General features: G+C 56.5%; 29 protein-coding genes and 1 pseudogene. 20 read left to right on the forward strand and 10 right to left on the reverse strand.

Features of this window, described 5'->3' with window-relative positions; genetic code table 11:
- Nucleotides 1-115: 115 nt before the first annotated feature.
- The 13 genes from rplQ to ACTF5F_RS06005 all read left to right on the forward strand — a co-directional run bounded on the left by rplQ (nt 116) and on the right by ACTF5F_RS06005 (nt 11,549).
- On the forward strand, nt 116-541 hold the full coding sequence (gene rplQ / locus ACTF5F_RS05945; RefSeq protein ID WP_438955962.1) for a 50S ribosomal protein L17: 426 nt from the start codon (nt 116-118) through the stop codon (nt 539-541).
- A gap of 391 nt (nt 542-932) precedes the next feature.
- The gene (locus ACTF5F_RS05950; RefSeq protein WP_438956088.1) at nt 933-1,403 is read left to right on the forward strand and encodes an autoinducer binding domain-containing protein; all 471 of its coding nucleotides are present in this window, start codon (nt 933-935) and stop codon (nt 1,401-1,403) included.
- Nucleotides 1,404-1,527: 124 nt separating this feature from the next.
- Nucleotides 1,528-1,746: an acyl-homoserine-lactone synthase gene (locus ACTF5F_RS05955; RefSeq protein ID WP_438955963.1), complete on the forward strand. Its 219-nt coding sequence runs from the start codon at nt 1,528-1,530 to the stop codon at nt 1,744-1,746.
- Between the two features lie 81 nt (nt 1,747-1,827).
- Nucleotides 1,828-2,043 carry a hypothetical protein gene (locus ACTF5F_RS05960; protein WP_438955964.1) on the forward strand — a complete coding sequence of 72 codons (216 nt, stop codon included), beginning with the start codon at nt 1,828-1,830 and terminating at the stop codon, nt 2,041-2,043.
- A gap of 46 nt (nt 2,044-2,089) precedes the next feature.
- A complete protein-coding gene (locus ACTF5F_RS05965; protein WP_438955965.1) occupies nt 2,090-3,406 on the forward strand; it encodes a replication-associated recombination protein A in 1,317 nt (438 codons plus the stop codon).
- A 31-nt stretch (nt 3,407-3,437) separates the two neighbouring features.
- Complete coding sequence (crcB, locus tag ACTF5F_RS05970) at nt 3,438-3,815, forward strand: fluoride efflux transporter CrcB (RefSeq protein ID WP_438955966.1); 378 nt, start codon at nt 3,438-3,440, stop codon at nt 3,813-3,815.
- Nucleotides 3,812-4,864 (forward strand): RluA family pseudouridine synthase, encoded by a 1,053-nt coding sequence (locus tag ACTF5F_RS05975; protein ID WP_438955967.1) that lies wholly within the window; start codon nt 3,812-3,814, stop codon nt 4,862-4,864. The genes crcB and ACTF5F_RS05975 overlap by 4 nt, the downstream gene beginning before the upstream one ends.
- 4 nt (nt 4,865-4,868) lie before the next feature.
- Nucleotides 4,869-5,582 carry an ATP12 family chaperone protein gene (locus ACTF5F_RS05980; protein WP_438955968.1) on the forward strand — a complete coding sequence of 238 codons (714 nt, stop codon included), beginning with the start codon at nt 4,869-4,871 and terminating at the stop codon, nt 5,580-5,582.
- A gap of 218 nt (nt 5,583-5,800) precedes the next feature.
- The gene (locus ACTF5F_RS05985) at nt 5,801-6,820 is read left to right on the forward strand and encodes an amino acid ABC transporter substrate-binding protein (protein ID WP_438955969.1); all 1,020 of its coding nucleotides are present in this window, start codon (nt 5,801-5,803) and stop codon (nt 6,818-6,820) included.
- 119 nt (nt 6,821-6,939) lie between these two features.
- Nucleotides 6,940-8,160 (forward strand): amino acid ABC transporter permease, encoded by a 1,221-nt coding sequence (locus tag ACTF5F_RS05990; protein ID WP_438955970.1) that lies wholly within the window; start codon nt 6,940-6,942, stop codon nt 8,158-8,160.
- A gap of 1 nt (nt 8,161) precedes the next feature.
- Nucleotides 8,162-9,448 (forward strand): amino acid ABC transporter permease, encoded by a 1,287-nt coding sequence (locus ACTF5F_RS05995; RefSeq protein ID WP_438955971.1) that lies wholly within the window; start codon nt 8,162-8,164, stop codon nt 9,446-9,448.
- Nucleotides 9,449-9,453: 5 nt separating this feature from the next.
- Complete coding sequence (locus ACTF5F_RS06000; protein ID WP_438955972.1) at nt 9,454-10,218, forward strand: amino acid ABC transporter ATP-binding protein; 765 nt, start codon at nt 9,454-9,456, stop codon at nt 10,216-10,218.
- Between the two features lie 113 nt (nt 10,219-10,331).
- Nucleotides 10,332-11,549, forward strand: coding sequence for a cytochrome P450 (locus ACTF5F_RS06005; RefSeq protein ID WP_438955973.1), 1,218 nt, complete (start codon nt 10,332-10,334; stop codon nt 11,547-11,549).
- Nucleotides 11,550-11,814: 265 nt separating this feature from the next.
- On the opposite strand, the gene ACTF5F_RS06010 is transcribed toward ACTF5F_RS06005, so the two are convergent.
- The 7 genes from ACTF5F_RS06010 to ttcA form a co-directional block, all read right to left on the reverse strand.
- The gene (locus tag ACTF5F_RS06010) at nt 11,815-12,306 is read right to left on the reverse strand and encodes a SixA phosphatase family protein (protein ID WP_438955974.1); all 492 of its coding nucleotides are present in this window, start codon (nt 12,304-12,306) and stop codon (nt 11,815-11,817) included.
- Nucleotides 12,303-12,893: a ferredoxin gene (locus tag ACTF5F_RS06015; protein ID WP_438955975.1), complete on the reverse strand. Its 591-nt coding sequence runs from the start codon at nt 12,891-12,893 to the stop codon at nt 12,303-12,305. Before ACTF5F_RS06015 ends, ACTF5F_RS06010 begins: the two co-directional genes overlap by 4 nt.
- 35 nt (nt 12,894-12,928) lie before the next feature.
- Nucleotides 12,929-13,786, reverse strand: a complete 858-nt coding sequence (gene argB / locus ACTF5F_RS06020) for an acetylglutamate kinase (protein WP_438955976.1) — start codon at nt 13,784-13,786, stop codon at nt 12,929-12,931.
- Complete coding sequence (yihA, locus tag ACTF5F_RS06025; RefSeq protein ID WP_438955977.1) at nt 13,783-14,433, reverse strand: ribosome biogenesis GTP-binding protein YihA/YsxC; 651 nt, start codon at nt 14,431-14,433, stop codon at nt 13,783-13,785. The genes argB and yihA overlap by 4 nt, the downstream gene beginning before the upstream one ends.
- Nucleotides 14,433-15,188, reverse strand: a complete 756-nt coding sequence (locus tag ACTF5F_RS06030) for an MOSC domain-containing protein (protein WP_438955978.1) — start codon at nt 15,186-15,188, stop codon at nt 14,433-14,435. Before ACTF5F_RS06030 ends, yihA begins: the two co-directional genes overlap by 1 nt.
- Nucleotides 15,188-16,981 (reverse strand): membrane protein insertase YidC, encoded by a 1,794-nt coding sequence (gene yidC / locus ACTF5F_RS06035; RefSeq protein ID WP_438955979.1) that lies wholly within the window; start codon nt 16,979-16,981, stop codon nt 15,188-15,190. Before yidC ends, ACTF5F_RS06030 begins: the two co-directional genes overlap by 1 nt.
- Nucleotides 16,982-17,043: 62 nt before the next feature.
- On the reverse strand, nt 17,044-17,889 hold the full coding sequence (gene ttcA, locus ACTF5F_RS06040; RefSeq protein ID WP_438955980.1) for a tRNA 2-thiocytidine(32) synthetase TtcA: 846 nt from the start codon (nt 17,887-17,889) through the stop codon (nt 17,044-17,046).
- A gap of 45 nt (nt 17,890-17,934) precedes the next feature.
- On the opposite strand from ttcA, the gene ACTF5F_RS06045 reads away from it, so the two are divergent.
- The 5 genes and pseudogenes from ACTF5F_RS06045 to ACTF5F_RS06065 all read left to right on the forward strand — a co-directional run bounded on the left by ACTF5F_RS06045 (nt 17,935) and on the right by ACTF5F_RS06065 (nt 20,310).
- Nucleotides 17,935-18,249 carry a hypothetical protein gene (locus ACTF5F_RS06045; protein WP_438955981.1) on the forward strand — a complete coding sequence of 105 codons (315 nt, stop codon included), beginning with the start codon at nt 17,935-17,937 and terminating at the stop codon, nt 18,247-18,249.
- A pseudogene (locus ACTF5F_RS06050) lies at nt 18,239-18,328 on the forward strand (hypothetical protein); the annotation flags it as partial. The gene ACTF5F_RS06045 and the pseudogene ACTF5F_RS06050, both read left to right, overlap by 11 nt.
- Before the next feature lie 228 nt (nt 18,329-18,556).
- The gene (locus ACTF5F_RS06055) at nt 18,557-19,090 is read left to right on the forward strand and encodes a DUF3833 family protein (RefSeq protein WP_438956089.1); all 534 of its coding nucleotides are present in this window, start codon (nt 18,557-18,559) and stop codon (nt 19,088-19,090) included.
- 94 nt (nt 19,091-19,184) lie between these two features.
- Nucleotides 19,185-19,775 carry an MFS transporter gene (locus tag ACTF5F_RS06060; RefSeq protein WP_438956090.1) on the forward strand — a complete coding sequence of 197 codons (591 nt, stop codon included), beginning with the start codon at nt 19,185-19,187 and terminating at the stop codon, nt 19,773-19,775.
- On the forward strand, nt 19,741-20,310 hold the full coding sequence (locus ACTF5F_RS06065) for a hypothetical protein (protein ID WP_438955982.1): 570 nt from the start codon (nt 19,741-19,743) through the stop codon (nt 20,308-20,310). The genes ACTF5F_RS06060 and ACTF5F_RS06065 overlap by 35 nt, the downstream gene beginning before the upstream one ends.
- 1 nt (nt 20,311) lies before the next feature.
- On the opposite strand, the gene yidD is transcribed toward ACTF5F_RS06065, so the two are convergent.
- From yidD to rpmH, 3 genes are read right to left on the reverse strand one after another with little or no spacing between them, the layout of a single operon-like run.
- Nucleotides 20,312-20,533: a membrane protein insertion efficiency factor YidD gene (gene yidD / locus ACTF5F_RS06070; protein WP_438955983.1), complete on the reverse strand. Its 222-nt coding sequence runs from the start codon at nt 20,531-20,533 to the stop codon at nt 20,312-20,314.
- A complete protein-coding gene (gene rnpA / locus ACTF5F_RS06075) occupies nt 20,530-20,913 on the reverse strand; it encodes a ribonuclease P protein component (protein ID WP_438955984.1) in 384 nt (127 codons plus the stop codon). The genes yidD and rnpA overlap by 4 nt, the downstream gene beginning before the upstream one ends.
- 23 nt (nt 20,914-20,936) lie before the next feature.
- Nucleotides 20,937-21,071, reverse strand: a complete 135-nt coding sequence (gene rpmH / locus ACTF5F_RS06080; protein ID WP_007204042.1) for a 50S ribosomal protein L34 — start codon at nt 21,069-21,071, stop codon at nt 20,937-20,939.
- Between the two features lie 286 nt (nt 21,072-21,357).
- On the opposite strand from rpmH, the gene ACTF5F_RS06085 reads away from it, so the two are divergent.
- Nucleotides 21,358-22,089, forward strand: a complete 732-nt coding sequence (locus ACTF5F_RS06085) for a TVP38/TMEM64 family protein (protein WP_438955985.1) — start codon at nt 21,358-21,360, stop codon at nt 22,087-22,089.
- A gap of 3 nt (nt 22,090-22,092) precedes the next feature.
- Nucleotides 22,093-23,511, forward strand: coding sequence for a dihydrolipoyl dehydrogenase family protein (locus ACTF5F_RS06090; protein ID WP_438955986.1), 1,419 nt, complete (start codon nt 22,093-22,095; stop codon nt 23,509-23,511).
- Nucleotides 23,512-23,532 lie beyond the last annotated feature (21 nt).

Consider the following 23,532-nt stretch of genomic DNA (forward strand, 5'->3'; position numbering starts at 1 on the left):
GCCCGCCTCCAAATGCCGGCACCGGCCGGGAACATCTGGGCAATCCCGCCCCAAGGAGAGCGGCAGACACGCATCTGACCGCCAGACAAAGCATAAGACTTTAGGAGACTCGAAAATGCGTCACGCACGTGGATACCGCCGCCTCAATCGCACACATGAACACCGCAAGGCTCTGTTCGCGAATATGGCTGGCTCGCTCATCGAGCATGAGCAGATTAAGACAACTTTGCCAAAGGCGAAGGAATTGAAGCGAGTCGTTGAAAAGCTCGTAACCTTAGGTAAACGCGGCGATTTGCACGCACGCCGTCAGGCAGCGGCACGTTTGAAACAAGACTCGCATGTTGCAAAATTGTTCGACGTTTTGGGCCCACGCTATGCGAAGCGCCAAGGTGGCTACGTTCGCGTCATTAAAGCAGGCTTCCGCTACGGCGATATGGCCCCAATGGCGATCATCGAGTTTGTCGAGCGCGATGTTGACGCCAAAGGCGCAGTGGACAAAGCCCGTGTCGCGGCCGAGGAAGTTTTGGAAGTAGATGAATAGTCTGTTTCCACAAAAGGCTTAAATTTAAGGGCTTTTCCGCAGGTGAGGCCCTTTTTTTCATTATGTGCTTGGGTTGGATTCACCGTAACTTAACCAGGATTTGGTCTGTCTCTCTGGGGTTAGGGGACGCAGCGAAAGGAGATGAATTGGGAAAAGATTACGCCCAATCTGTGGCGTGAACTGTGCTCTGGAAGTTTCGTTTCGTTGTCGGCGCTTAGCTTCTCGATTAAGGGTTGACCAAATTTTTCCTAACTTGTCTTAGAAGTCCGGCATAGAGCAATATATCGGTCGATTGGCTGCTTTTGTACCAGGGGGATTTGGGTATTTGCTGCATATTCGATTTGCGACAGCACTCTTAAGTCATCAGGCTTATCCTCCAAAATAGACCGAAATTTATAACAAGGAAGCATACGCGCTTCGAGATCCGATGATCACTTGGGGGTTTAGCGAGACCGGCGTACAAAGATGGAGCGCAATGAATATCCCTGATCCGTTTGACATTTTGGGTCAGGCTCGGGAATTCGGTATGAACTACGGAATTATCGTGTCGTGCGGACTAATGAAATCGAGGACAATTGCGAGTGGGTGTCGCAGTGACCGAGAATTCACCGCTGATGAGATGTCTGCTTATTCAAAGCTGATAAAACATCTCCACGATATTACACAGCCTCCTCAGGCTTTGACGGATGCTCAAATCGAGGCCTCTAGGTGCATCGCTGAAGGGGATCGTAATGCTGCTGCCGCGCGGTTGAACATTTCGGAAAGTGCTTTGAAGGTGCGATTGTCCTCTGCTTTGACAAGTCTTATGGCCAGGACAACAGCCGAAGCTATTCAACGTGCACGGGATTATCGTCTGCTCTGACGTATCTTAAAGTTTGCGACATATCGATTGGGTCAAGTTCTGACGCATATCGGAGTTATGTATACAAGGTGTGGCCTTATCCTTTAGGAACATTCACAGCCACGGTGAATTGTTCGGAAAAATTATGAAGGCGCGCAAACCTGCGCAGCTGTCTGACGATTGGGACGTCACGGCAACCAGGAATCAAGAATTCGATCAACACGACACGCCGCAATCACGCTGGCTCGCCGTGCATGATGATCGGGGCGATGTTCTAGCCAGCGTGCGGTTGACTCCGACAACCGCGCAAAGCGGGATCTATAGCTATTTGATGAAAGATGCGCAGCAGGGCCTTCTGGATTAGGTACCAACTGATCTTCTGTTCGAACCCGCACCGGTCGCGAGTGACATTTGGGAACGGATTCGCGTCTACGTGCAGCGCGGCTTGGTTCAGCCAAAGCGTGACCAAGTGCGCAAAAACATCCTCTGGCAATTGATCAAAACCAAGCAGACTGAAAACATCTGCCAACTCGTGGCGTTGTTGCCAATCTCATGGAAGAGTTGGGCCGAGGCCAGCAAGTTTGAAATGACCGCCGCTGGTTGGGTTTGGAACACGCGCGGACGCGATTATCAAGCGCACTGGCTGACGATCAATCCGTAATCAAAGTCAGCTTTCCAAGGTGTCTCATGCCGCATAATCTAGCGGCATGACTGACCTATTTTCACAATCACCAACCGACACGCCCGCTGGCCCGCGGCCATTGGCGGATCGCTTGCGTCCGCGCAGCCTGTCAGAGGTTATCGGGCAGCAGCAGGTGATCGGCCCTGATGCGCCATTGGGCGCGATGCTTGCCGCAGGCTCGCTGTCGTCATTGATCTTTTGGGGCCCGCCCGGTGTGGGTAAGACGACAATTGCTCGTCTCCTTGCCGATGAAACCAATCTTCACTTTGTCCAAATCTCTGCCATTTTCACCGGCGTCCCTGATCTCAGGAAAGTCTTCGATGCCGCGAAGATACGTCATCAGAACGGGCAGGGGACGTTGCTGTTTGTCGACGAAATCCATCGCTTCAACAAGGCGCAGCAGGACGGGTTCCTGCCGCATATGGAGGATGGGACGATCCTCCTCGTTGGGGCCACGACAGAAAACCCAAGTTTTGAACTCAATGCCGCGGTTTTGAGCCGTGCACAAGTTTTGGTGCTTGAGAGGTTGTCGCTGGATGACCTGGAACAGCTTGCACAACGCGCGGAAGACGATTTGGCCGTCAAGCTGCCTTTGGAAACGCAGGCCCGCCATGCTTTGCTTGAAATGGCTGATGGTGATGGGCGGGTGCTTCTGAACCTCATCGAACAGGTCACGGCTTGGAAGGACGATGTGGTCCTGACGATTGACACCCTGTCATCGCGGCTGATGAAGCGCGCGGCGGTCTACGACAAATCTGGCGATGAGCATTACAACCTCATCAGCGCACTCCACAAATCTGTGCGCGGGTCTGACCCTGATGCGGCGCTTTACTGGTTTGCGCGGATGTTGGAAGGGGGAGAGGATCCCCGATACCTTGCCCGACGGATGACACGCATGGCGGTCGAAGACATCGGCCTTGCAGACCCGCAAGCGCAGGCAATCTGCCTTCAGGCCTGGGAGACGTACGAACGACTTGGCTCACCAGAAGGGGAGCTTGCCTTGTCGCAAGCGTTAATCCACTTGGCCCTCGCCCCGAAATCGAATGCTAACTACGTGGCGTACAAAGCCGCCAGACGTGCGGCGAAGAAAACAGGGTCGTTGCCGCCGCCCAAACATATTCTCAACGCGCCGACCTCCATGATGAAAGATAAGAGGTATGGCGCAGGCTATGTCTATGACCACGATTCGGAAGACGGTTTTTCGGGTCAAAGCTACTTCCCCGACAAAACGCAGCGCGAGGAGTTCTACGCCCCTGTCGATCGCGGGTTTGAGCGGGAACTGAAAAAGCGGGTCGACTATTTTGCTAAGCTCAGGGCGAAACGAAAGGCGCAGTCCAATTGACAAGCGGACCCTTTAGGGCCAGAGCAAGCGCATGATTGGATCCCTCATCTCTGTCGCAGTGGGCGGCGCAATTGGCGCAAGCTTGCGCTTTGCGATTGGCCTTGCCATCGTGCGCGCAACAACTGGCGCATTCCCTGTGGGCATCCTGTCGATTAACGTCATCGGCTCTTTCCTGATGGGGCTATTTGTGGTCCTGTCTTATCAAAGAGGTTGGGATCATCTGAACCTGTTTGTCATGACCGGCATCTTGGGTGGTTTCACAACCTTTTCAGCCTTTTCCCTCGAAGCTTTCACTTTGTTTGAAAAGGGACAAACCGGTGCGGCGCTGACCTATGTGGGCTTGTCCGTTGTGCTTTCTATACTTGGCCTTATTGCGGGCGTGGCACTGGCGCGGGGCGTTTTTTTATGAGTGGTGTTGAGCTTCGTACAATTGGGGAAGATGACGGCGACCAGCGTTTGGATCGCTACGTGCGCCGTTTGTTTCCACACCTGACCCAAGGCCGTATCGAGAAGATGTGCCGAAAGGGCGAATTGCGCGTTGATGGTGGCCGAGCCAAATCCAATACGCGGTTGGAGGTTGGGCAGACCGTCCGCATTCCACCCTTGCCGACTGAGGAAGAGGCCGCCGCTGCGCGCCTTTTGCAGAAATCAGGTGTCAGCAAAGCGGATGCCAAGCTGATCCAGTCCTGCGTGCTCTACAAAGATGATCACATTATAGCGCTCAACAAACCGCCCGGCATTGCGACGCAAGGCGGCAGCAAGACCACCCGCCACATCGACGGTATGGCGCAAGCGCTGAAATACGACTTCGATGAAAAGCCGCGTCTGGTGCACCGTTTAGATAAGGACACATCCGGTGTGCTGTTGCTTGCACGCACTCGGATGATGGCCAAGAAGCTGACCGAAAACCTCAAACACCGCGAAACACACAAAATTTACTGGGCCGCGGTCGCAGGTGTGCCGAACCCACGGGCGGGGACAATCAAATACGGCCTTGTCAAAGCACCCAGCCACGGACGCGGTGGTGAAAATGAAAAGATGCGCTGCGTGCACCCGAACGACGTCGCTTCTGTCGAAGGTGCGAAGCGGGCGACGTCTGACTATGCGGTTCTGACCACACTGGCGAACCGTGGTGCATGGGTAGCCTTGGTCCCGATCACGGGCCGGACGCATCAGTTGCGCGTGCATATGGCTGAGATTGGACATCCCATTATCGGCGACGGAAAGTACGGCGGGTCGCATCAAGAGAACTTAGGCGATGGCTGGGGCGCGGGCATGGGCAGCGAGATTGGCCGCAAGATGCACCTTCATGCGCGCACGCTCATCGTTGAGCACCCAGCAACGGGCGCGGAGATGCACTTTACAGCGCCCTTGCCGGACCACATGCAGCACACATGGGATTTCCTCGGCTGGGATGTCACCCATGCGCCGGTTGATCCGTTCAACATGCCGGACTGAAACGATGAGCGATTGGAAAGCAAAACGGTTCTGGGACACTGTCACGGTCGATGAGGCTGACGAGGGCTATGCCATCCTATTGGATGGTCGACCTGTGCGCACGCCCTCCAAAACCCAGCTGATCGTGCCCACGACCGAGCTCGCGGAGGTCATTCAGAGGGAATGGCAAGCGCAGGAGGATGTGATCGACCCGCTCACAATGCCATTTACGCGCAGCGCCAACTCAGCCATCGACAAGGTGTCGCTGCAGCGTAAAGCCGTTGCGCAGATGCTGGCCGAATATGGCGAGTCAGATCTTCTGTGTTATCGCGCCACTGATCCTAGAGAACTGGTTGCCAGACAGTCTGAGGCTATGGACCCGATTTTGGATTGGGTCGCAGCACGTTACGAAGCGACATTGAACGTTGCACAGGGCGTCATGCACATTGCGCAGCCGCAAGCATCGACCCAAAAGCTGGCGCATGAAGTTCACAAGCTCGATGCGTTTGAAATGGCAGGCTTTCATGATCTTGTGATCATTACAGGGTCATTGGTCTTGGCACTTGCCGTGATCGACGATCATTTGACCCCTGACGATGCGTGGACACTCTCCCGCATAGATGAGAGCTGGCAAATCGAGCAATGGGGCGAAGATGACGAGGCAAGCCGCATCGCAGATGCCAAGCGCCAAGACCTGACACGCGCGGCAGAGTTTTTCTTTTTGTCCCGTGATCGGTGACGAATTCGACAATCCGCTCCAGAATTGATCGAAAATAGCCCGAATTTATACGTTTAGCAGGTGAGTTAACGGTAACGGCCCCTTGACGGACGAGGGTGATTCCACGCAATCTACGCCAATTGAGAGGTCAACCTCTCTTTTCGCGACGGTCCGTCTGACGGATCGAAAAAATTGATCGGCTCAGATCACTCGAGCTGATAACTCAGGAAGAGGTAAATATGAAAAAAACCGTACTTTTCGGTGCGCTGACCGTAGCAGGTCTGGCAGCAGCCGGCGCTAGCGCTGGTACATTGGAAGATGTGCAAGCACGTGGCAAACTGAACTGCGGTGTCTCCACTGGTGTTCCGGGGTTCGCTGAACCTGACGCGACCGGTGTATGGCAGGGCTTTGACGTTGCTGTATGTCGCGCTGTTGCGGCGGCTGTTCTTGGCGACCCAATGGCTGTTGAGTTCGTACCAACAACTGGTAAGACACGCTTTACTGCACTTGCAGCAGGCGAGATCGACATGTTGGCACGTAACACAACATGGACATTCTCCCGCGACGTTGACCTGAAGTTCGAATTCACTGGTGTGAACTACTACGACGGTCAGGGCTTCATGGTTCCAAAAGCACTGGGTGTTAGCTCTGCTAAAGAACTCGACGGCGCGACAGTCTGCATCCAGACTGGCACAACAACAGAGCTTAACTTGGCGGACTTCTTCCGCGTAAACAACATTTCTTACGAGCCTGTGCCAATCGAAACCGGTTCCGAAGCTGTTCAGCTGTTCACAGCTGGTTCATGTGACGTTTACACAACTGACGCATCCGCTCTGGCTGCTCAGCGTGCAAACTTCGCGAACCCAGGTGACTACGTTGTTTTGCCAGAGATCATCTCCAAAGAGCCACTCGGCCCACTTGTACGCCACGGCGACCATGAATGGGGCGACATCGTTCGCTGGACTCTGAACGCAATGATCACAGCTGAAGAGCTGGGCGTGACATCTGACAACATCGATGAGTTGGCTGCTGCACCAGGCAACAACCCAGAGATCAACCGTCTGTTAGGCACCGAAGGGACATTGGGCGAGATGCTCGGTCTGTCTGCTGACTGGGCGAAGAACGCACTGTCCGCTGGTGGTAACTACGGCGAAGTCTTCGCTAACAACATTGGCGAGAGCACTAACATCGGTCTGGCGCGCGGCTTGAACGCGCAGTGGACTGACGGTGGTCTGATCTACTCTCCACCTTTCCGGTAAGAGTATCATAGAAGAGGGCGCGGCAATCCCGCGCCCTCTTTCTTTGTATCCAATAAGAATTTGGCCCAGCGTTATGGCAACGCAAAACAATTGGGCCGTTGCCAACAGGGGGCAACATTATGTCTTCGACAACTGATCCGGATATGCGCCCGGACAGCTTCCGCCTTGCAATGCTGCTCAACGACACGCGCTACCGATCCTACACATTCCAATTCATTGCGCTGATCTTGTTGATATTGGGGCTAGGGTATCTGATCTCAAACCTGCTCGACAACCTCGCGCGCGCTGGTCTCAACATCTCATGGGCCTTTTTGGGTGAACCATCCGGCTATGACATCAACCAGCGGCCCATCGAATATACCTCACAATCGACACACGCCCGCGCGTCCATCGTTGGGGCAATCAACACATTGATCGTAGCCGTTTTGGCCTGTGTGTCTGCGACGATTTTAGGGGTCTTGGCCGGCGTCCTGCGCCTGTCCAACAACTGGATCGTGTCCAAGCTGATGAGTATTTACGTTGAGGCCTTCCGCAACGTGCCAGTTCTGATCTGGATCCTGATCATCTTCCTCGCGATGTCGAATGCGCTACCGCAGCCGCGCGCGTTTAGGGGTGAGGATGCGACGTCGAGCATGTGGTTTGACGCCGTCGCCTTTACCAACCGGGGTATCTATATTCCGTCCTTTACAAACGGGGCAGGATCACTGCTCTTCTGGATAGTGATCTTAGCCTCCATCGTTGGTGTGTTCTGGTATCGCAGCTACGCCAAGAAGGTGCTCTATGCGACGGGCCGCATGTTGCCCACCGCTTTGCCATCCCTTGGCATCCTGATCATTCCGGGCCTCTTGGCCTACTTCATCCTCGGCCGTCCGGTCGGGTTGGAATACCCAGAGCTTTCGGGCTTCAACTTCAAAGGCGGCATCCACCTGCGCTTGTCGCTCATCGCACTTTGGTTCGCGCTGGCGATCTACACGGGTGCCTTCATCGCGGAGAACGTCCGCGCGGGCATCCAAGCGGTCAGTAAAGGACAGACCGAAGCTGCTGGTGCCTTGGGCCTGCGCCCGGGTCGGATCATGAACCTTGTGATCCTGCCGCAGGCGCTGCGTGTTATTATCCCGCCGCTGATCTCCCAGTATCTCAACATCACTAAGAACTCATCTTTGGCGATTGCTGTGGGCTACATGGACATCACAGGCACGTTGGGTGGTATCACACTCAACCAAACGGGCCGCGCGATTGAAGCCATCCTATTGTTGATGCTGTTCTATCTGATTGTGTCTTTGTCAATCTCCGCAGTCATGAACGTCTATAACAATCGCATGAAGTTACAGGAGCGTTAAGATGTCGGACTATTCATTCGTACGTCACGAGACGATCCCTGAATCGCCGCCACCCGCACGGGAAACCGGCGCATTCAAATGGATGCGCGAGAACCTGTTTTCTGGCTGGGTGAACACCATACTGACGCTGCTTTCGGTCTATTTCATCATCCAGATTGTCCTTGGCGTTTGGCCCTGGTTCGCAAACGGGATCTGGGACGCAGAGAACCTTTCCCAATGTCGGGAGATGTTGGCCGGAAAGACAGGTGCGTGCTTTGCTGTTCTGGTCGATCGCTGGCCGCAACTGCTTTACGGGATCAGCTATCCGGCTGATGGATACTGGCGTCCAACGCTGGCGTTTATCCTGCTGTTCCCAAGCTTCGCACCCGCGCTCTTTGTGCAGTTTATCCCACGTCGCTTCCTGATCATCTCCGCAGTCTATCCGCTGTTGGCATATTGGCTGATTTGGGGTGGGACTATCCTGATCCCGATCATGGCCGCTATGGGTCTGGTTGCAGGCTATAACGCCTTCAGCCGTTTGGAGCGGGCCTCTGGCTTCTTCATGGGGCTTGTTGGGGGTGTCGTTGCGGCAGCGATCACATGGTACATTGGTGGTTTCATCACGGACGCCTTGTCAGGCATCATTGCCCTGCCAGAGGTGGCAAGCCGTGACATGGGGGGCTTCATGCTCAACATGATCCTCGGCGTGATCTGTGTATCGCTATCGATCCCGCTTGGGATCGTACTGGCCTTGGGGCGTCAGTCCTCCATGCCGATCATCAAAGGTATCTGTGTCATCTTCATCGAGTTTGTCCGTGGCGTGCCACTGATCACCCTGTTGTTCGTGGCAAACGTTGTTCTGGCCTACTTCTTACCACCCGGCACGACGATGGACTTGATCCTGCGGGTGATCATCATGATCACGATGTTCTCCTCCGCCTATATCGCTGAGGTGATCCGAGGGGGTCTCGCCGCCCTGCCGAAAGGCCAGTATGAAGCAGGCGACTCCATGGGACTGAACTATTCGCAATCCATGCGTCTGATCATCCTGCCGCAAGCGCTCAAAATCTCCATCCCGGGGATCGTGAACGTGGCCGTGGGCCTTTTCAAAGACACAACGCTCGTCTCGGTGATTTCGATGTTCGATCTTGTTGGCGCGATCCGGGGTCCAATCCTCAGCTCCACCAACTGGACAGGCATCTATTGGGAAGTCTTCGCGTTCGCCGCGCTGCTCTTCTTCGTCATCTGCTACGGCATCTCTCAATACTCGCAGTGGCTCGAACGCCAACTGCAAACAGATCATAGGTAATCCTCATGGCACAAACACAAATGCAAGTGAGCGACGAGGTCGCCATCCAGATCAACCAGATGAACAAGTGGTACGGGGCCTTTCACGTGCTGCGGGACATCGACCTGACCGTCAACCGGGGTGAGCGGATTGTTATCTGTGGACCGTCGGGGTCTGGTAAATCCACACTGATCCGCTGCATCAACCGTTTGGAAGAACACCAAGCGGGGCAGATCATCGTGGACGGGACGGAGCTGTCGTCGGACCTAAAGAATATCGACAAGATCCGGTCAGAGGTTGGCATGTGCTTCCAGCACTTCAACCTGTTCCCGCATCTGACGATCCTTGAGAACTGCACGTTGGCGCCCATCTGGGTGCGTAAGACGCCAAAGAAAGAGGCGGAAGAAACGGCGATGCACTTCCTTGAGAAGGTGAAGATTCCGGATCAGGCCAACAAGTACCCAGGCCAATTGTCTGGTGGTCAGCAGCAGCGTGTGGCGATTGCGCGGTCCTTGTGCATGAAGCCGCGGATCATGCTCTTTGACGAGCCGACATCGGCGCTTGACCCTGAGATGATCAAAGAGGTGCTCGACACCATGATCGAGCTCGCTGAAGAGGGCATGACCATGCTTTGCGTCACGCACGAGATGGGCTTTGCCCGTCAGGTGGCAAACCGCGTTATCTTTATGGACCAAGGTCAGATTGTAGAACAGAACGAGCCGGAAGAGTTTTTCAACAACCCGCAATCTGAGCGGACACAGCTGTTCTTGAGCCAGATCTTGGGTCACTAAAACGCCAAATAAACCAAATGATTAAGTGCCGGGGGGTTATCTTTCTGGCGCTTTTTCTTTTGGTGCGACCCATTTCGATCTAGTATGGGAGCATTCCTTTGGGATGTACGGCGATGTCTGGCGAAACCACATATGACCTTGGCGATCCAGCGTTTTTGAAAGCCCCCCAGCACATGTTGGCACAGATGCGGGCCGAGGGGTCTTTTGTGCCGATCAGGCTGCCTGTGTTGGGCCGGATTCTGGTCACGACGACCCATTTTGCGACGGCGCAAGTGGCTAAGGGGAAGGACACGTTCTTCCTGACTGGCGCGGGCGCAGGTTTAAAGAAAAAGGGCAACGTGAGTGTGGCGTGGTGGATGCCCAGGACGTTCCGATCAATTGCAAACAACATGTTGGGCAAAGATGATCCGGAGCATCGGCGGCTGCGCAAGTTTGTCGACCAAGCCTTTGCGCGGCGGGGCATTCGGGAGATGCGGGCGGAGATCGCGGCGGAGTCAATGAAGCGCGTGACATTGCTGAGCTCGGGGGAGGTCGACATTGTGCCGGGCCTGTGTCGTCGGATGCCGTTGGAAGTGATCGCGCAGCTGTTGGGGATACCGGAGAAAGAGCGGGATACTTTCGCGCAATTTGGCGGCGCCTTGGGGGAACTTGAGGGCTTTTCGTCTTTGGTACGAATTATGTGGTCGATGACACGGCTGCGGCGCTATTTAAGCCTTCTTATCAGGCAGATGCGCCATGACCCTCATCCCGGCTTGATAGCTGATTTGATCGCCTTAGAGGAGGGCAATGACCGCCTGTCGGAAGAGGAGCTTTTGGCGATGGTGTTCCTGCTGCTCTTTGCCGGTTTTGAGACGACGACGAACCTCATCTCCGGCGCGGTTTTGGCGTTGGAGCAGAACCCAGAGCAGAAGGCGTGGCTCTTTGAGGATTTCGACGCACGGATCGAGCGGGCTGGGGAGGAGCTGTTGCGGCATGTCTCATCGGTGGCTGGCACGAAGCCACGGATTGCCGCGCGGGATGTAGAGATTGACGGCTACCTCGTCAAGCGGGGGGAGAAGGTCATGGCCTTGCCCATCGCTGCGAACTACGACCCAAAGGTGTTTGAAAATCCTGCGGAATTGAACCTTAACCGGTTTCCAAATCCGCATCTATCGTTTTCAACAGGCGCGCATTTTTGCCTTGGGATGCAGTTGGCGCGGGTGGAGTTGCAGGAGGCGTTGCGCGCAGTCTACGCAGTTTATCCAAACTTGCGATTGGCGGCGGCAGAGCAGACCTATCACCGTCGCCCCGGGCATCGGACGTTGCAGGGTTTGCGGCTGCATTTAGCGTAAATTTGCGCAACGCTCGGTGGGTTCACGTGGAATTTGCCCTGATTCTGGTTAACGGCCTTAGAAACTTGTGATTTTGGGAATCACACCGCGTACACTGCGCGTACACACAGCGTACACATGCCGTGCACAGGTTTGCGTATTAATGGTGCGCACTGTGTGAAGTGTGGAGAATAGGTTAACGGAGGGTTGGAGCACGAAGAAGGTTGAGCTCTCCAATGCAGCTCACCTGTGATCCTTCGGTTTCATCCGGTCGGTTCTTTCGATGTCACCCCAAATCCTTCGGCACAATGAAATCTACGCAGGTGCCCTGACCGATCCGCACGTCGCCATCGAAGTCGATGACGGTGGTGGCGCAAGTGGGGTAGTCGCTGAACCGGCGGTGGGCAGGGCGGTTTTGGACGAGGCCGTGGGCCAGCATCGCGATGCCGGGGTTGTGGCCAATGACGCCGATGGTGTCGTCACTTTCTCGCAGGATCAGATCGAGGATCGTGTCAGGGCTCGCGTGATAGAGCGCGGGTTTGAAATCCACGGAGGCGTTGCAGCCCAAAGTGCCGAAAAGGAGCTCAGCCGTTTCGCGGGTGCGGGCAGCGTCAGAGACGAGCATTCGGTTGGGCGGGTAGTCCATCTTGCGCAGCCAGTTGCCAATGGTGGCGGAGGCTTTGCGACCCCGCTCCGTCAGGACACGCTGATGATCGTCCATCATGGGATCGTCCCAACCGGATTTGGCGTGGCGGATGAGGATAAGGCGTTTGGTCATAGAAAAGCGTCCATATGGAACTGTGCCTGAGCGGGGAGCCTTTTGCCAGCCCCCACGGGGCAGGCACGGCGGGCGCGGCAACCAGCGCTCATGCAATCGGTGCCGGCGTCTGAGGCGAGGTGGGTTTTGCATGCGGCCACGTCATAGCCGGTGGCAAAGGCATCCACGGGGCAGGCGGTGAGGCAGGGTGCGTCGCAGGTGAGGCAAGGTTTTGTGGCCGTCTCTGGCCCGACTTTTTGATCGGTCAGCAATGCACCACGGAACGACGTGAACAGCCCCGCGTCCTTATGCACCAGAAAAGAAATGGGGGAGGCCCAAACCGCGCCCGACCGCAGCGCCCATGTGTAGAAAGGTGAAAATGGCGGGCCATTTGACGGGAAGATCGCGGTGGTCTTTGTATCCGCCGCAACCGCCCCCAAGATGCGTTTGGACCAGCGGTCCATCGGGTTGGCAGCACCATCGCTGTATTCGGCGCTGGCGGAAAAGATGTGCCAAAACTCAGGCTCCATCGGGCTGATGAGCAGCGCGGATTGACCCTCAAACGGGCCGTCGTCGGGGGCGAGGGGGGCGGCACCGCTGACACTCAACCCAAAGGGGGTGAGGGCGGCGTTGATATCCGTGGTTAGCGGATTAATGAGCCTGCACCGTGATCGGTGAAAAGTTCGAGGAGGCAGGCGTTGGGCGCGCGTCCGTCGAGGATGACAACGGCGCGGACGCCTTCTTTGATCGCTTTGGTGGCCGTTTCCGTCTTGGGGATCATGCCGCCAGCGATCGTGCCATCTGCGATGAGGTCGGAGATTTTGAGGGCGTTGATCTCTGTCAGTACTGCACCGTCTTTGTCTTTGACGCCTTCGACGTCGGTGAGCAGCAGCAGACGGTCGGCCTTCAGTGCACCTGCAATGGCACCAGCGGCGGTGTCGCCATTGATGTTCATGGTTTTGCCGTAAGGCCCGACGCCCAAAGGCGCGATGACAGGGATCGCGCCTGCATTGAAGAGGTCTTGCAGGATTGTGGTGTCGACCGCGCTTGGGGTGCCGACAAGGCCGAGGGCGGGGTCGGCAATCTCACAAGTGATGAGGTTGGCGTCCTTGCCGGACAGGCCCACCGCTTTGCCACCTTCGCTGTTGATCGCTTGCACCAGCCGGTTGTTGACCTGACCGGAAAGGACCATTTCCACCACGTCCATTGTGGCTTGGTCCGTGACCCGTTTACCGTTCACGAACTCTGATTTGATATCGAGCTTGTCGAGCAGCGCGTTGATCATCGGACCGCCGCCGTGGACGATGACGGGGTTCACGCCCACTTGCTGCATCAGCACGACGTCGCGGGCAAACTCGGCCATCGCCTCATCACTGCCCATGGCGTGACCGCCCAGTTTGATCACAACCGTCGCGCCAGCGTAGCGCTGCATATATGGTAGTGCTTGGCTGAGGGTTTTGGCGGTGGCGGCCCAGTCCCGGTTCATGTCTTGCGTCCTCATGCGTCGATCCCTGCGATGATGGCGCGCAGGGTGGGTATTCCTTCGCCCTTCTCAGAACTGGTCATGATCAGCTCAGGGTAGGCTGCGGGGTGTTTTGACAGAGCCTTGCGCGTTTTGGCAAGGGCTTCGTCCAATGCGCCCTTTTTAACCTTGTCGATTTTGGTCATCACGACTTGGAAGGTCACGGCGGATTTGTCGAGGAGCGTCATGATCTCTTCATCCACCGCTTTGGCCCCGTGACGGGCGTCGATCAGCACGAAGACGCGGCGCAGGGTTTGCCGGCCGGAGAGGTATTGTTTGAGCAGTCGCTGCCATTTCTCAACGACTGCGACAGGGGCGTTGGCAAAGCCGTAACCGGGCAGGTCAACGACATAGATGTCTCCTGCGGTGAAGAAGTTGATTTCTTGCGTGCGGCCGGGGGTGTTGGACGCGCGAGCCAGCCCCTTGCGCCCCGTGAGCGCGTTGATGAGGGAGGATTTGCCGACGTTGGAGCGTCCGGCAAAGCAAACCTCCATCCTGTCAGGGTAGGGCAGGCCGTTCATCGCGACGACGCCTTTGAGAAACTCGGTCTCGCCTGCAAAAAGCAAGCGGCCTTTTTCCAAGGCGTCGGCGTCGGGCTCTTCGACGAGGGGGAAAGGTAGGTCCATCAAAGCACCTCAGCCATGTCATTGGTATTGATCTGGCCACCTTCGATAACCTTGGCATAGACACCGAAGTCTTGATGTCCAAAGCCATCGTTGAGCGCGGCGAGCGTGTCGGCGTCGCGTTGGCCGGTGGTGGGGTTGGCCATCGTGTGCTTGCAACGTTGGATGGGCTCGACGACCTCCAACACAGCCTCCCCAATCCTGATGCGTTCGCCGCACCAATCCAGTTCGTCCCACGCAGTGGGCCCGTCGATCCAGATGTTGCCACGCCAGCGGTCTTGCTCAAGTGGATGGCCGAACATGCCTTCAACCGCGTGGTGGCTGGCGTGGGTCATTATTGAAACGGTGGGGTAGTCCGTGTCGGTCATGCCCCGGTAGCCCACCTGTGCGAAGCTGACAGGCTGGCGTTGATCTGCGGGGCAGATCGGGGCGATCCAGTCTAGGAACCTTTGAAGGTGAGACGGCTCATCCGGCCAGAATGACAATTCGCCCAAGTGCGCGTGGTGGAGGGTGAGTGTCTTGGCACCTTCGTCCAGTTTGGCCCAGATGCCGGCAAGACCGGGCGTCAGAGCGCCGATCATGAAATTCCGACACATCACCCATTCGGGCGCATCCGCATCGAATTTGCTGTCTTTGTGACACACGGCCCAGTGCCGATCCCACGGCATGGTTTTGCCAGCTTCAAGCACGACGCTGTCGATGCGCTCGCGACCGTGGCTTTTGATCGGGTGGCGCCAAAGGGAGGCGACCTTGATCATCACTTGCCCTTGGATTTGGTGTCTGACGGCTCTGGCTTGGAGGCGCGTTTGAAGCTTTCGCGGATGTTGCCGAAGACGTCAGGCCGTGCCCCTTGGCTGGTCATGATCGCGTACTGCTGGATGAAGGTGATCACGTTGTTAGCGATCCAGTAGACGACGAGGCCGGAGGCGAAGCCGCCCAGCATGAACATGAAAACCCACGGCATCCATGCAAAGATCATCCGCTGGGTTGGGTCCGTTGGTTGCAGGTTCAGCTTTTGCTGAAGCCACATAGAGATACCCAAGAGCAGCGGCAAGATGCCGATGAAGAGAAGCGCCATCAGCGATGTTGGTTCTGGTGCCGCCCACGGCAGCAACCCGAAGAGGTTGAAGATGGAGGAGGGATCCGGTGCGGAGAGGTCTTTCAACCAGCCGAACCACGGCGCGTGGCGCAAGGCGATGGTGACGAAGATCACCTTATAGAGCGAGAAGAAGATCGGGATCTGAATGAGGATCGGCAGACAGCCAGAGGCCGGATTGACCTTGTTGTCTTTGTAGAGCTTCATCATCCCTTGCTGCATCGCTTGGCGGTCGTCGCCTGCGCGCTCTTTCAGCGCCTCCATCTCTGGCTGAAGTTCTTTCATCTTCGCCATGGAGACGTAGGATTTATAGGCCAGCGGCAGCACCAAAAGCTTGATCACAACGGTGAGCGCTATGATCGCCCAGCCCATGTTGCCGATGAGGGAGTTCAGCTGATGCAGGAGCCAATACATCGGCTTTGTCAGAAAGAAAAACCAACCCCAGTCGATGCTGTCGAGGAAGCCGGAGACGCCCGCGTTTTCATAATCGCGGATGGCTTCCCATTCCTTTGCACCGGCAAAAAGCTGCGTGGTGACGGAGGCGGTTTCTCCTGCGGCCACCTTGATCGCAGGTTGCACCGCTTCGGCCTGATAAATGTCGCGGTCAGCGATGTGGCGCACGACAGAACGGAAGGCGGTGGATTGATCTGGGATCAGCGTGGTCATCCAATAGTGGTCAGTCCAGCCGATCCAACCTTGTTGGGTGACTTCCTCACGGCCTTCGTTGGCCTCATAATCCACGATGTCGTCATAGTGGATCTCTGACAATTCACCATCAGTCATCCGCACAAGACCTTCGTGCAGGATAAAGAAGTTTTTCAGATCAGTGGGTTCACCATGACGACGCAAAAGGCCGTAGGGCAGGGCGCTGATCTCACCGCCATTGTTCTCAATGCTTTGCGTGATGGTGAACATAAACTCATCATCAACCGCGATAGTGCGACGGAAGATTTGGCCCGCGCCATTGTCCGACGCCAGTGTGATCGGGGTGGAGGGTGTGAGGGTTTCACCGTCTTCCAGCGTCCAGATCGTGTTCGGCGTTGGAGTTGCCTCAACGCCGACGTCGCCGATCCAACCAAAGGCCGCAAAATAGGCGTTTGCTTCGCCCTCCGGCTCTAAGAGCGTGACGGTGGGGGCTTCTTCATCCAGCGTCTCGCGATAGGTGGTTAGCGACAGATCGTCGATCCGGCCGCCAAGCAGGTTGATGGAGCCGGCAAGCTTATCGGTCAGGATATCGACGCGGCCAGCCTCCACGATTTCTTCGGTGACAGCGGTCTCGGTGGTGGCTTCTTCGGTGCCGGAGGACGGCAAACCAGCGTCAGCGGCTTCGGTCGCTGTGGCCTGATCGACCGGCTGTTGCTGAACCTCCTCCGGTGGGAACAGGGCGAACCAGACCAAAATCACCAAGAAACTCAACGCAGTAGCGAGGATTAGGTTTCTATTCTGCTCGTCCATCGAAGGAACCACCCGATTTGTAGAATTCGTGGGGTCGGTTCAACCTGTCTGGGGCCAAAAGGTCAAGGGCTTTCAGGGGTTTTGCCGTTCAACTCTAGCCCCACGAAATCAAAGAGTTTCGGGTCGAGGAGGTGGCTGGGGCGGGCGTTCATGAGGCTGCGGAACATCACTTGGCGGCGGCCGGGGTTGTTCTTTTCCCAACCGTCGAGGATTTGTTTGACCTGTTGGCGCTGAAGCCCGTCTTGCGAGCCGCAGAGATCGCAAGGGATGATGGGATAGTTCATTGCACGTGCGAATTTTTCACAGTCTTCTTCCGCCACATGGGCGAGGGGGCGGTAGACGAAGAGGTCGCCTTCTTCATTGACGAGCTTTGGCGGCATGGTGGCCAGACGCCCGCCGTGAAAGAGATTCATAAAGAACGTCTCTAAAATATCGTCGCGGTGGTGGCCTAGGACGACGGCGGAGCAGCCTTCCTCCCGCGCGATGCGGTAGAGGTTGCCGCGCCGCAGGCGGGAGCACATGGCGCAATAGGTGCGGCCTTGGGGCACTTTATCAACGACGATGGAATAGGTGTCTTGGTATTCGATGCGGTGCGGTACCTGCATCTTTTCCAGAAACTCTGGCAGGACGGTTGCTGGGAACCCCGGCTGTCCTTGGTCCAGGTTGCAGGCCAGAATGTCGACTGGCAGAAGCCCGCGCCATTTGAGCTCATGTAGTACGGCGAGCAGGGTATAGCTGTCTTTGCCACCCGATAGGCAGACGAGCCAGCGCGCATCGCGTTCAATCATGCCGTAGTGCTCGATCGCTTCGCGGGTATAGCGCACGATGCGTTTACGCAGCTTTTTAAACTCCGTCGTAGTTGGAGCCCCGTGAAAAAGCGGATGAATGTCGGTATTATCGTCGAGCATGAGATCGGCCTAGCGCTTGACGCCCCGAACGCCAAGAGGAAAGTGATGAAGTGTTTTGCTTGCCTGCCCCACGCCCACGACGATCACTATCCAAACTATGAGGTGCGGGTCATGGGCGCCACCCAAAGGAGCGACTTAGAGTTGCTGCGCACACGGGAGGCGCTGATCAATCGGGAGGATGACGAGGATGTCTATCTCGTCGGTGCGCCGTTCACTGTGTCTTGGGCAGGCGAAGGGGGGGGAAGCGGAGGACATTACTGTGCCTGCGGGCTTCATTACCGATCTGACCAGCGTACCGCCGATTTTTTGATTGTTTGTCAGCCGTGCCAGTCTGTGGTTGGAGGCGGCGGTGACACATGACTACCTATTCATCGCGTGGCAGTTGTTGGAGGGGCCCGGGCCGCGGGATTGCGATCGCAAGTTTGCCGATGATCTGATGTATGCGGGGATGAAGGCGGCGAAAGTCTCCGCCTGGCGGCGCTTGGCGATTTATTTGGCGCTGCGCGTTGGTGGGCGGTGGACGTATCAGCGAAACGGTGAGGGCGCCGCGAACTTCGGCGATGTAACCGACCCACGGTTGGAACATTTGGCGGCGATCCCATCGTCGGGTGGGCGCAAATGGTCTAGGTGCGGCTTTGGCGCGTATCAGTTAAAACGGAAAATCAAGATGCGTCTATTACTTGCCCTTGCTGCCCTGACCCTTGCCGCTTGTACTGGCAAGCCGTCTTTTGACGAATCATCCCTGAGCGATGAGAAGCTGAACCTAGAAGAGTTTTTCGACGGGGAATTGACAGCCTATGGTCAGTTTCAAGACATCTTGGGCACCGTCCGGCGCAGCTTTGTGGTCTCGATTGATGGCGACTGGGATGGGGAGCGGCTGCGGCTGGTTGAGGATTTTATCTATGAGGATGGCGCGACGGAGCAAAGGATTTGGACGTTGGTCAAAACAGGGCCGGACAGCTGGGATGGCACCGCCTCCGGTGTGATCGGCATCGCGACGGGTGTAGAGCAGGACAACCGGTTCAACTGGAAATACGAGATTGATCTGCCAGTGCCTTCTGCCGATGGCACGGTTGAAACGATACGCGTGACTTTTGATGACTGGATGTGGCTCTTGTCCGAGGATCGTTTGCTGAACCGTGCGTATGTGAAACGCTATGGCCTCGATATCGGGGATGTCATTATCACCTTTGAAAAGTAGCGCTTCTGCCGTTTGAGGGTTGCGCCTGCAAGTGAAGTGGACTTCTGTTTTAATATGAAGGCCCCCCCGCATTATCGCCCTTTTTGCCACCACGATCTTTTTCTCGGGGGCGTCCTTTGCTGCGATGACCCCATACCGCGCCATTGTCGGTGTGGAGACGCTGGGCCTCAGCAATGCGGCCTTTGGCCTGATCATCGCGCTGAATGTGATTGGCGGATTGCTGATTTCGGTGTTGCTGGGGTGGCTGTCGGATAACGTCAATGATCGGCGCATCCTTGCGCTTATCTGTGCGATCGGTGGTGCGCTGGGCTTTGTGCTGGTCTGGGGGCTTCGGACCCCTGTGGGCTATGCCACTGCCTTCTGTCTGCTGATCCCCTTTGGCAACGCGCTCTTCTCCCAGAGCTTTTCGATGTCGCGGGCGTTTTATGATCGGGAGGAGCCGGATCGGTCGCAGTTGATGATGTCGTTCCTGCGGACAGGCTTCACGCTGGCATGGATCGGTGTGCCGCCGCTGGCGGGGTGGTTGGCGGCGTCGCAGTCGGCCTATGCCGTATTCGGGATTTCGGCAGTGGCGCATGTCGGGTGCTCCATCGCTATTGTGCTTTTGTGGACCGACCCACGGTCAAAGGTTGGGGTGCCGAAGGGCGACAATGCACCCGCCGAACGGCCTAAGGGTGCCGCGTGACAAATGGTTTGGCATTCTAGGTGTGACGCTGTCGGCAACGGCGTTACAGCTCAATATTAGTGTACTACCTTTGTTGATCGTCAGCGACATGAGCGGGACATTGACGCAGGTGGGCATCCTGTCAGGTGTCGCAGCGGCGATAGAGGTGCCGGTGATAATCGGTTGGGGGTGTCTGGCGCTGCGCTGGCGCAAAGAACGCATCCTCGGCATCTCCTCGGCTGTGTTTGCGGCGTATTTTGTAGGCGTGGTTTTTACAGGATCGTTTGTCGAGCTGTTGGCCCTGCAAGTTTTGGCCGCCATCGCCATTGCCGCGATCTTGAGCATCAACATCAGCTATTTGCAGGAAGCCATTCCCGGGTGGGTTGGGTTGTCGACGTCGCTTGTTGACGTGACAACCATCGCTGCGTCTTTGACCGCAGCCGCCATTTTCGCATTGAATCCGTTGGAGGGATACGCGCTGCTTATGATGGTCGCAACAGCGATCAGTTTGATTGGCGTGGGCGCATTTGTCGTGGCGCGGAGGTTGTCGGCTTAGATCAATCCGGCACGTTGTCGATGCCGGATCCGCCCCATGGGTGGCAGCGGGCGATGCGGCGGAGGGTGAGGTAGGTGCCTTTGATCCCGCCGTGTTTTTCGAAAGCTTCCAGAGAATAGGCTGAACAGGTGGGTTGATAGCGGCAGCCGTGGCCGACCCACGGGCTGAAGAGCAGGCGGTAGGCGACCACGGGGCGCGATAGGATGTAGGCGAGGGGGGTCATGCGTGAATCTTGCCCAAGGCGCGGGCGAGGTCGGATTTGAGTTGCTCGAACGGAAGTGTCGCTGTCGCGTCTTTCCGGCCCACGAGCACATAATCCCAGCCGTCTTGCCCATGCGTTGGCAGCACGAGGCGGGCAACTTCGCGCAGACGCCGTTTGGCGCGATTGCGGGCGACAGCGTTGCCGACTTTTTTGGAGCAGGTGAAGCCAACGCGGATGCTCTCTGCCTCCCCCTCCGCGCGTTTGCGGGCTTGCAGGTGGATGCCGGGGGTGCCGTGTCGTTTGGCTTTGGAACAAGCGACAAAATCGCTGCGTTTTGTCAAAACTTCCACAAAAACAGAAACCGCCGGCGCGCCATTGTCGGGTGCAGCCGGCGGTTTCATTGTATTCTGGTCCAGTTGGGTGCTTATGCGCTCAGCTTTGCACGACCTTTGGCGCGGCGCGCGTTCAGGATCTTGCGGCCAGCTTTTGTCGCCATGCGGGCGCGAAAACCGTGGCGGTTCTTGCGAACCCGGTTGGAAGGTTGGAACGTGCGCTTCATCGCGTGCTCTCCGGATTAGTGGCCAAACCTATCAAAGATTCGAAGCCGATCAACGTATCAGACCTGTCCTTTAGTGGGGCAATAGGAGCCTGTCAACGCGGTCAGAGGCGGAAAATTGCAACAAACGCCGGTTTCCGCAACGGTGAAATGTTACAGTTTGTGATCAATCGCCTTATGAAACTGAAATGGAACCCACGCATTCTTCAACGGAGCGTGAGCGGGGTATGCAGCAATGCGGTTCCGGTTCATCTAGGCTCTACCCGATAGCCTCCCAAGCACGGAAGAGATGACAACGGTGACTGAACAGAAACAAAACCCGTGGATCCGCCGACTGCCCCTGATCATCATTGGCTTGGTGACCATTTTAGGTGCGATTTATTTGCGCGATTATTTTACATTTGACGCGCTGCGCGACAATCGTGAGGCGCTCCTGTCCTTCCGTGATAACAATTTCATCCTGACCGTTGCGGTCTTCACTCTGGCCTACGTCGTGATTGTGGCCTTCTCTCTCCCAGGGGCGACGATTGCGACGCTGACGGGCGGGTTCCTTTTTGCGACTTTCCCAGGGACGCTCTTCAACGTGACGGCAGCGACCATCGGCGCGACGGCGATCTTTCTAGCGGCGCGCTGGGGCTTTAGCGAGAAACTGGGCGCGCGATTGGAAGGCTCCGAAGGGGTCGTCAAGAAGATCAAGGATGGCATTGATGAATACCAATGGTCGATGCTGTTTCTGATCCGCCTTGTGCCGGCAATCCCATTTTTCTTGGCGAACCTTATTCCATCGTTTTTGGAGGTGCCGCTGCGCCGCTTCGTCATCTCAACCTTCTTTGGCATTATGCCTGGAACGATTGTCTACACCTCTGTCGGTGCGGGACTGGGCGAAGTGTTTGAGCGCGGCGAGACGCCAAACCTGGGCATCATTTTCGAACCCGCGATTTTCCTGCCGATCCTTGGCTGCTGTGCTTTGGCGACCCTCCCTATTTTGATCAAAGCCCTGCGTGGTAAGAAAGGCATTTAAGCTATGAACCGGATTAAGACGGATATTTGCATCATTGGTGGCGGCTCTGGCGGTCTGTCGATTGCGGCGGGTGCGGTACAGATGGGGGCGAAGGTTGTCCTTTTGGAAGGTCATAAGATGGGAGGCGACTGCCTGAACTATGGCTGTGTTCCATCCAAGGCACTGATCGCGTCCGCCAAGAAAGCCTACGCAATGAGCCATGGTGGTGAACTGGGCGTTGCGGATGCAAAGGCGAAGGTCGATTATGCCGCGGCCAAAGATCACGTCGCGGATGTGATTGCGACGATTGAGCCGCACGATTCGCCTGAGCGGTTCGAGGGTTTGGGTGTCAATGTGATCCAAGAGTACGGGCGCTTCATCTCCAAGACCGAAGTGCAGGCGGGCGACACGATCATCGAGGCGCGTCGCTTTGTGGTCGCAACAGGCTCCCGCCCGTTTGTCCCGCCCATCCCCGGGTTGGAGGATGTGAACTATTACACGAACGAAAACATCTTTGATCTGCGCGATCAGCCGAAGCATTTGATCGTTATAGGCGGGGGCCCAATCGGGCTTGAGATGGCTCAGGCCCATGCCCGGTTGGGTTCGAAAGTCACCGTGATTGAAGGGATGAAAGCGCTGGGCCGCGATGATCCTGAATTGGCGGCGATTGCGCTGGACAGCTTGCGGGCTGAAGGGATCGAAATCCTGGAAGAGACACCGGCAGAGCGGGTATCCTCTGGCAAGGCCGGTATAACGGTTCACACGCCCAATGGAGATGTCACCGGCACCCACCTGTTGATGGCCGTGGGGCGACAGGTGAATATCGAAAAGCTGGATCTGGATGCAGGTGGTGTGGTCTATGACCGCAAAGGTCTGAAAGTAGGCGATAACCTGCGGTCTGTCACCAACAAGAAGGTCTGTGCCGCGGGAGATGCGGCGGGTGGTCTGCACTTCACCCATGTCGCGGGTTATCATGCGGGCTTGCTGATCCGGTCGATGCTGTTTGGGTTGCCAAGAAAGCAGCGTACTGATCACATTCCGTGGGCGACGTATATTGAGCCTGAGATGGCCCACGTAGGCCTGTCGGAAACGGATGCCCGTAAGAAATATGGCGGTGCGCTCGACGTTGTGCGGTTCAATTACGACGGCAACGACCGCGCGATTGCGGAACGCAAAACCACCGGCATGATTAAAGTGATGGTTGTCAAAGGCAAGCCTGTGGGGGCTTCCATCATCGGGCATCTGGCGGGTGAATTGATTGGCATGTGGGCGATGGCGATTGCCAACAAGATGAAGATGTCAGCCATTGCCAACACGGTTTTGCCCTATCCGACCATTAGTGAGGTTAACAAACGCGCGGCGGGCGCCTATTTTAGCCCGAAGCTGTTTGAAAGCGACCGTGTGAAATTTGTCGTTGGATTTGTCCAACGCTGGCTTCCGTAATAGATCGCCGGGGGAGTGCGA

It is taken from the genome of Cognatiyoonia sp. (assembly GCF_965661665.1).
Lineage (GTDB): Bacteria > Pseudomonadota > Alphaproteobacteria > Rhodobacterales > Rhodobacteraceae > Cognatiyoonia.

Coding starts and splice junctions, on each gene's coding strand:
- rplQ (WP_438955962.1), top strand. CDS start 116: ATGCGTCACGCACGTGGATACCGCCGCCTCAATCGCACACATGAACAC.
- ACTF5F_RS05955 (WP_438955963.1), top strand. CDS start 1,528: ATGAAGGCGCGCAAACCTGCGCAGCTGTCTGACGATTGGGACGTCACG.
- ACTF5F_RS05965 (WP_438955965.1), top strand. CDS start 2,090: ATGACTGACCTATTTTCACAATCACCAACCGACACGCCCGCTGGCCCG.
- crcB (WP_438955966.1), top strand. CDS start 3,438: ATGATTGGATCCCTCATCTCTGTCGCAGTGGGCGGCGCAATTGGCGCA.
- ACTF5F_RS05975 (WP_438955967.1), top strand. CDS start 3,812: ATGAGTGGTGTTGAGCTTCGTACAATTGGGGAAGATGACGGCGACCAG.
- ACTF5F_RS05980 (WP_438955968.1), top strand. CDS start 4,869: ATGAGCGATTGGAAAGCAAAACGGTTCTGGGACACTGTCACGGTCGAT.
- ACTF5F_RS05985 (WP_438955969.1), top strand. CDS start 5,801: ATGAAAAAAACCGTACTTTTCGGTGCGCTGACCGTAGCAGGTCTGGCA.
- ACTF5F_RS05990 (WP_438955970.1), top strand. CDS start 6,940: ATGTCTTCGACAACTGATCCGGATATGCGCCCGGACAGCTTCCGCCTT.
- ACTF5F_RS05995 (WP_438955971.1), top strand. CDS start 8,162: ATGTCGGACTATTCATTCGTACGTCACGAGACGATCCCTGAATCGCCG.
- ACTF5F_RS06000 (WP_438955972.1), top strand. CDS start 9,454: ATGGCACAAACACAAATGCAAGTGAGCGACGAGGTCGCCATCCAGATC.
- ACTF5F_RS06005 (WP_438955973.1), top strand. CDS start 10,332: ATGTCTGGCGAAACCACATATGACCTTGGCGATCCAGCGTTTTTGAAA.
- ACTF5F_RS06010 (WP_438955974.1), bottom strand. CDS start 12,306: ATGACCAAACGCCTTATCCTCATCCGCCACGCCAAATCCGGTTGGGAC.
- argB (WP_438955976.1), bottom strand. CDS start 13,786: ATGAGGACGCAAGACATGAACCGGGACTGGGCCGCCACCGCCAAAACC.
- yihA (WP_438955977.1), bottom strand. CDS start 14,433: ATGGACCTACCTTTCCCCCTCGTCGAAGAGCCCGACGCCGACGCCTTG.
- ACTF5F_RS06030 (WP_438955978.1), bottom strand. CDS start 15,188: ATGATCAAGGTCGCCTCCCTTTGGCGCCACCCGATCAAAAGCCACGGT.
- yidC (WP_438955979.1), bottom strand. CDS start 16,981: ATGGACGAGCAGAATAGAAACCTAATCCTCGCTACTGCGTTGAGTTTC.
- ttcA (WP_438955980.1), bottom strand. CDS start 17,889: ATGCTCGACGATAATACCGACATTCATCCGCTTTTTCACGGGGCTCCA.
- ACTF5F_RS06045 (WP_438955981.1), top strand. CDS start 17,935: ATGAAGTGTTTTGCTTGCCTGCCCCACGCCCACGACGATCACTATCCA.
- ACTF5F_RS06055 (WP_438956089.1), top strand. CDS start 18,557: ATGCGTCTATTACTTGCCCTTGCTGCCCTGACCCTTGCCGCTTGTACT.
- ACTF5F_RS06065 (WP_438955982.1), top strand. CDS start 19,741: ATGCACCCGCCGAACGGCCTAAGGGTGCCGCGTGACAAATGGTTTGGC.
- yidD (WP_438955983.1), bottom strand. CDS start 20,533: ATGACCCCCCTCGCCTACATCCTATCGCGCCCCGTGGTCGCCTACCGC.
- rnpA (WP_438955984.1), bottom strand. CDS start 20,913: ATGAAACCGCCGGCTGCACCCGACAATGGCGCGCCGGCGGTTTCTGTT.
- rpmH (WP_007204042.1), bottom strand. CDS start 21,071: ATGAAGCGCACGTTCCAACCTTCCAACCGGGTTCGCAAGAACCGCCAC.
- ACTF5F_RS06085 (WP_438955985.1), top strand. CDS start 21,358: ATGACAACGGTGACTGAACAGAAACAAAACCCGTGGATCCGCCGACTG.
- ACTF5F_RS06090 (WP_438955986.1), top strand. CDS start 22,093: ATGAACCGGATTAAGACGGATATTTGCATCATTGGTGGCGGCTCTGGC.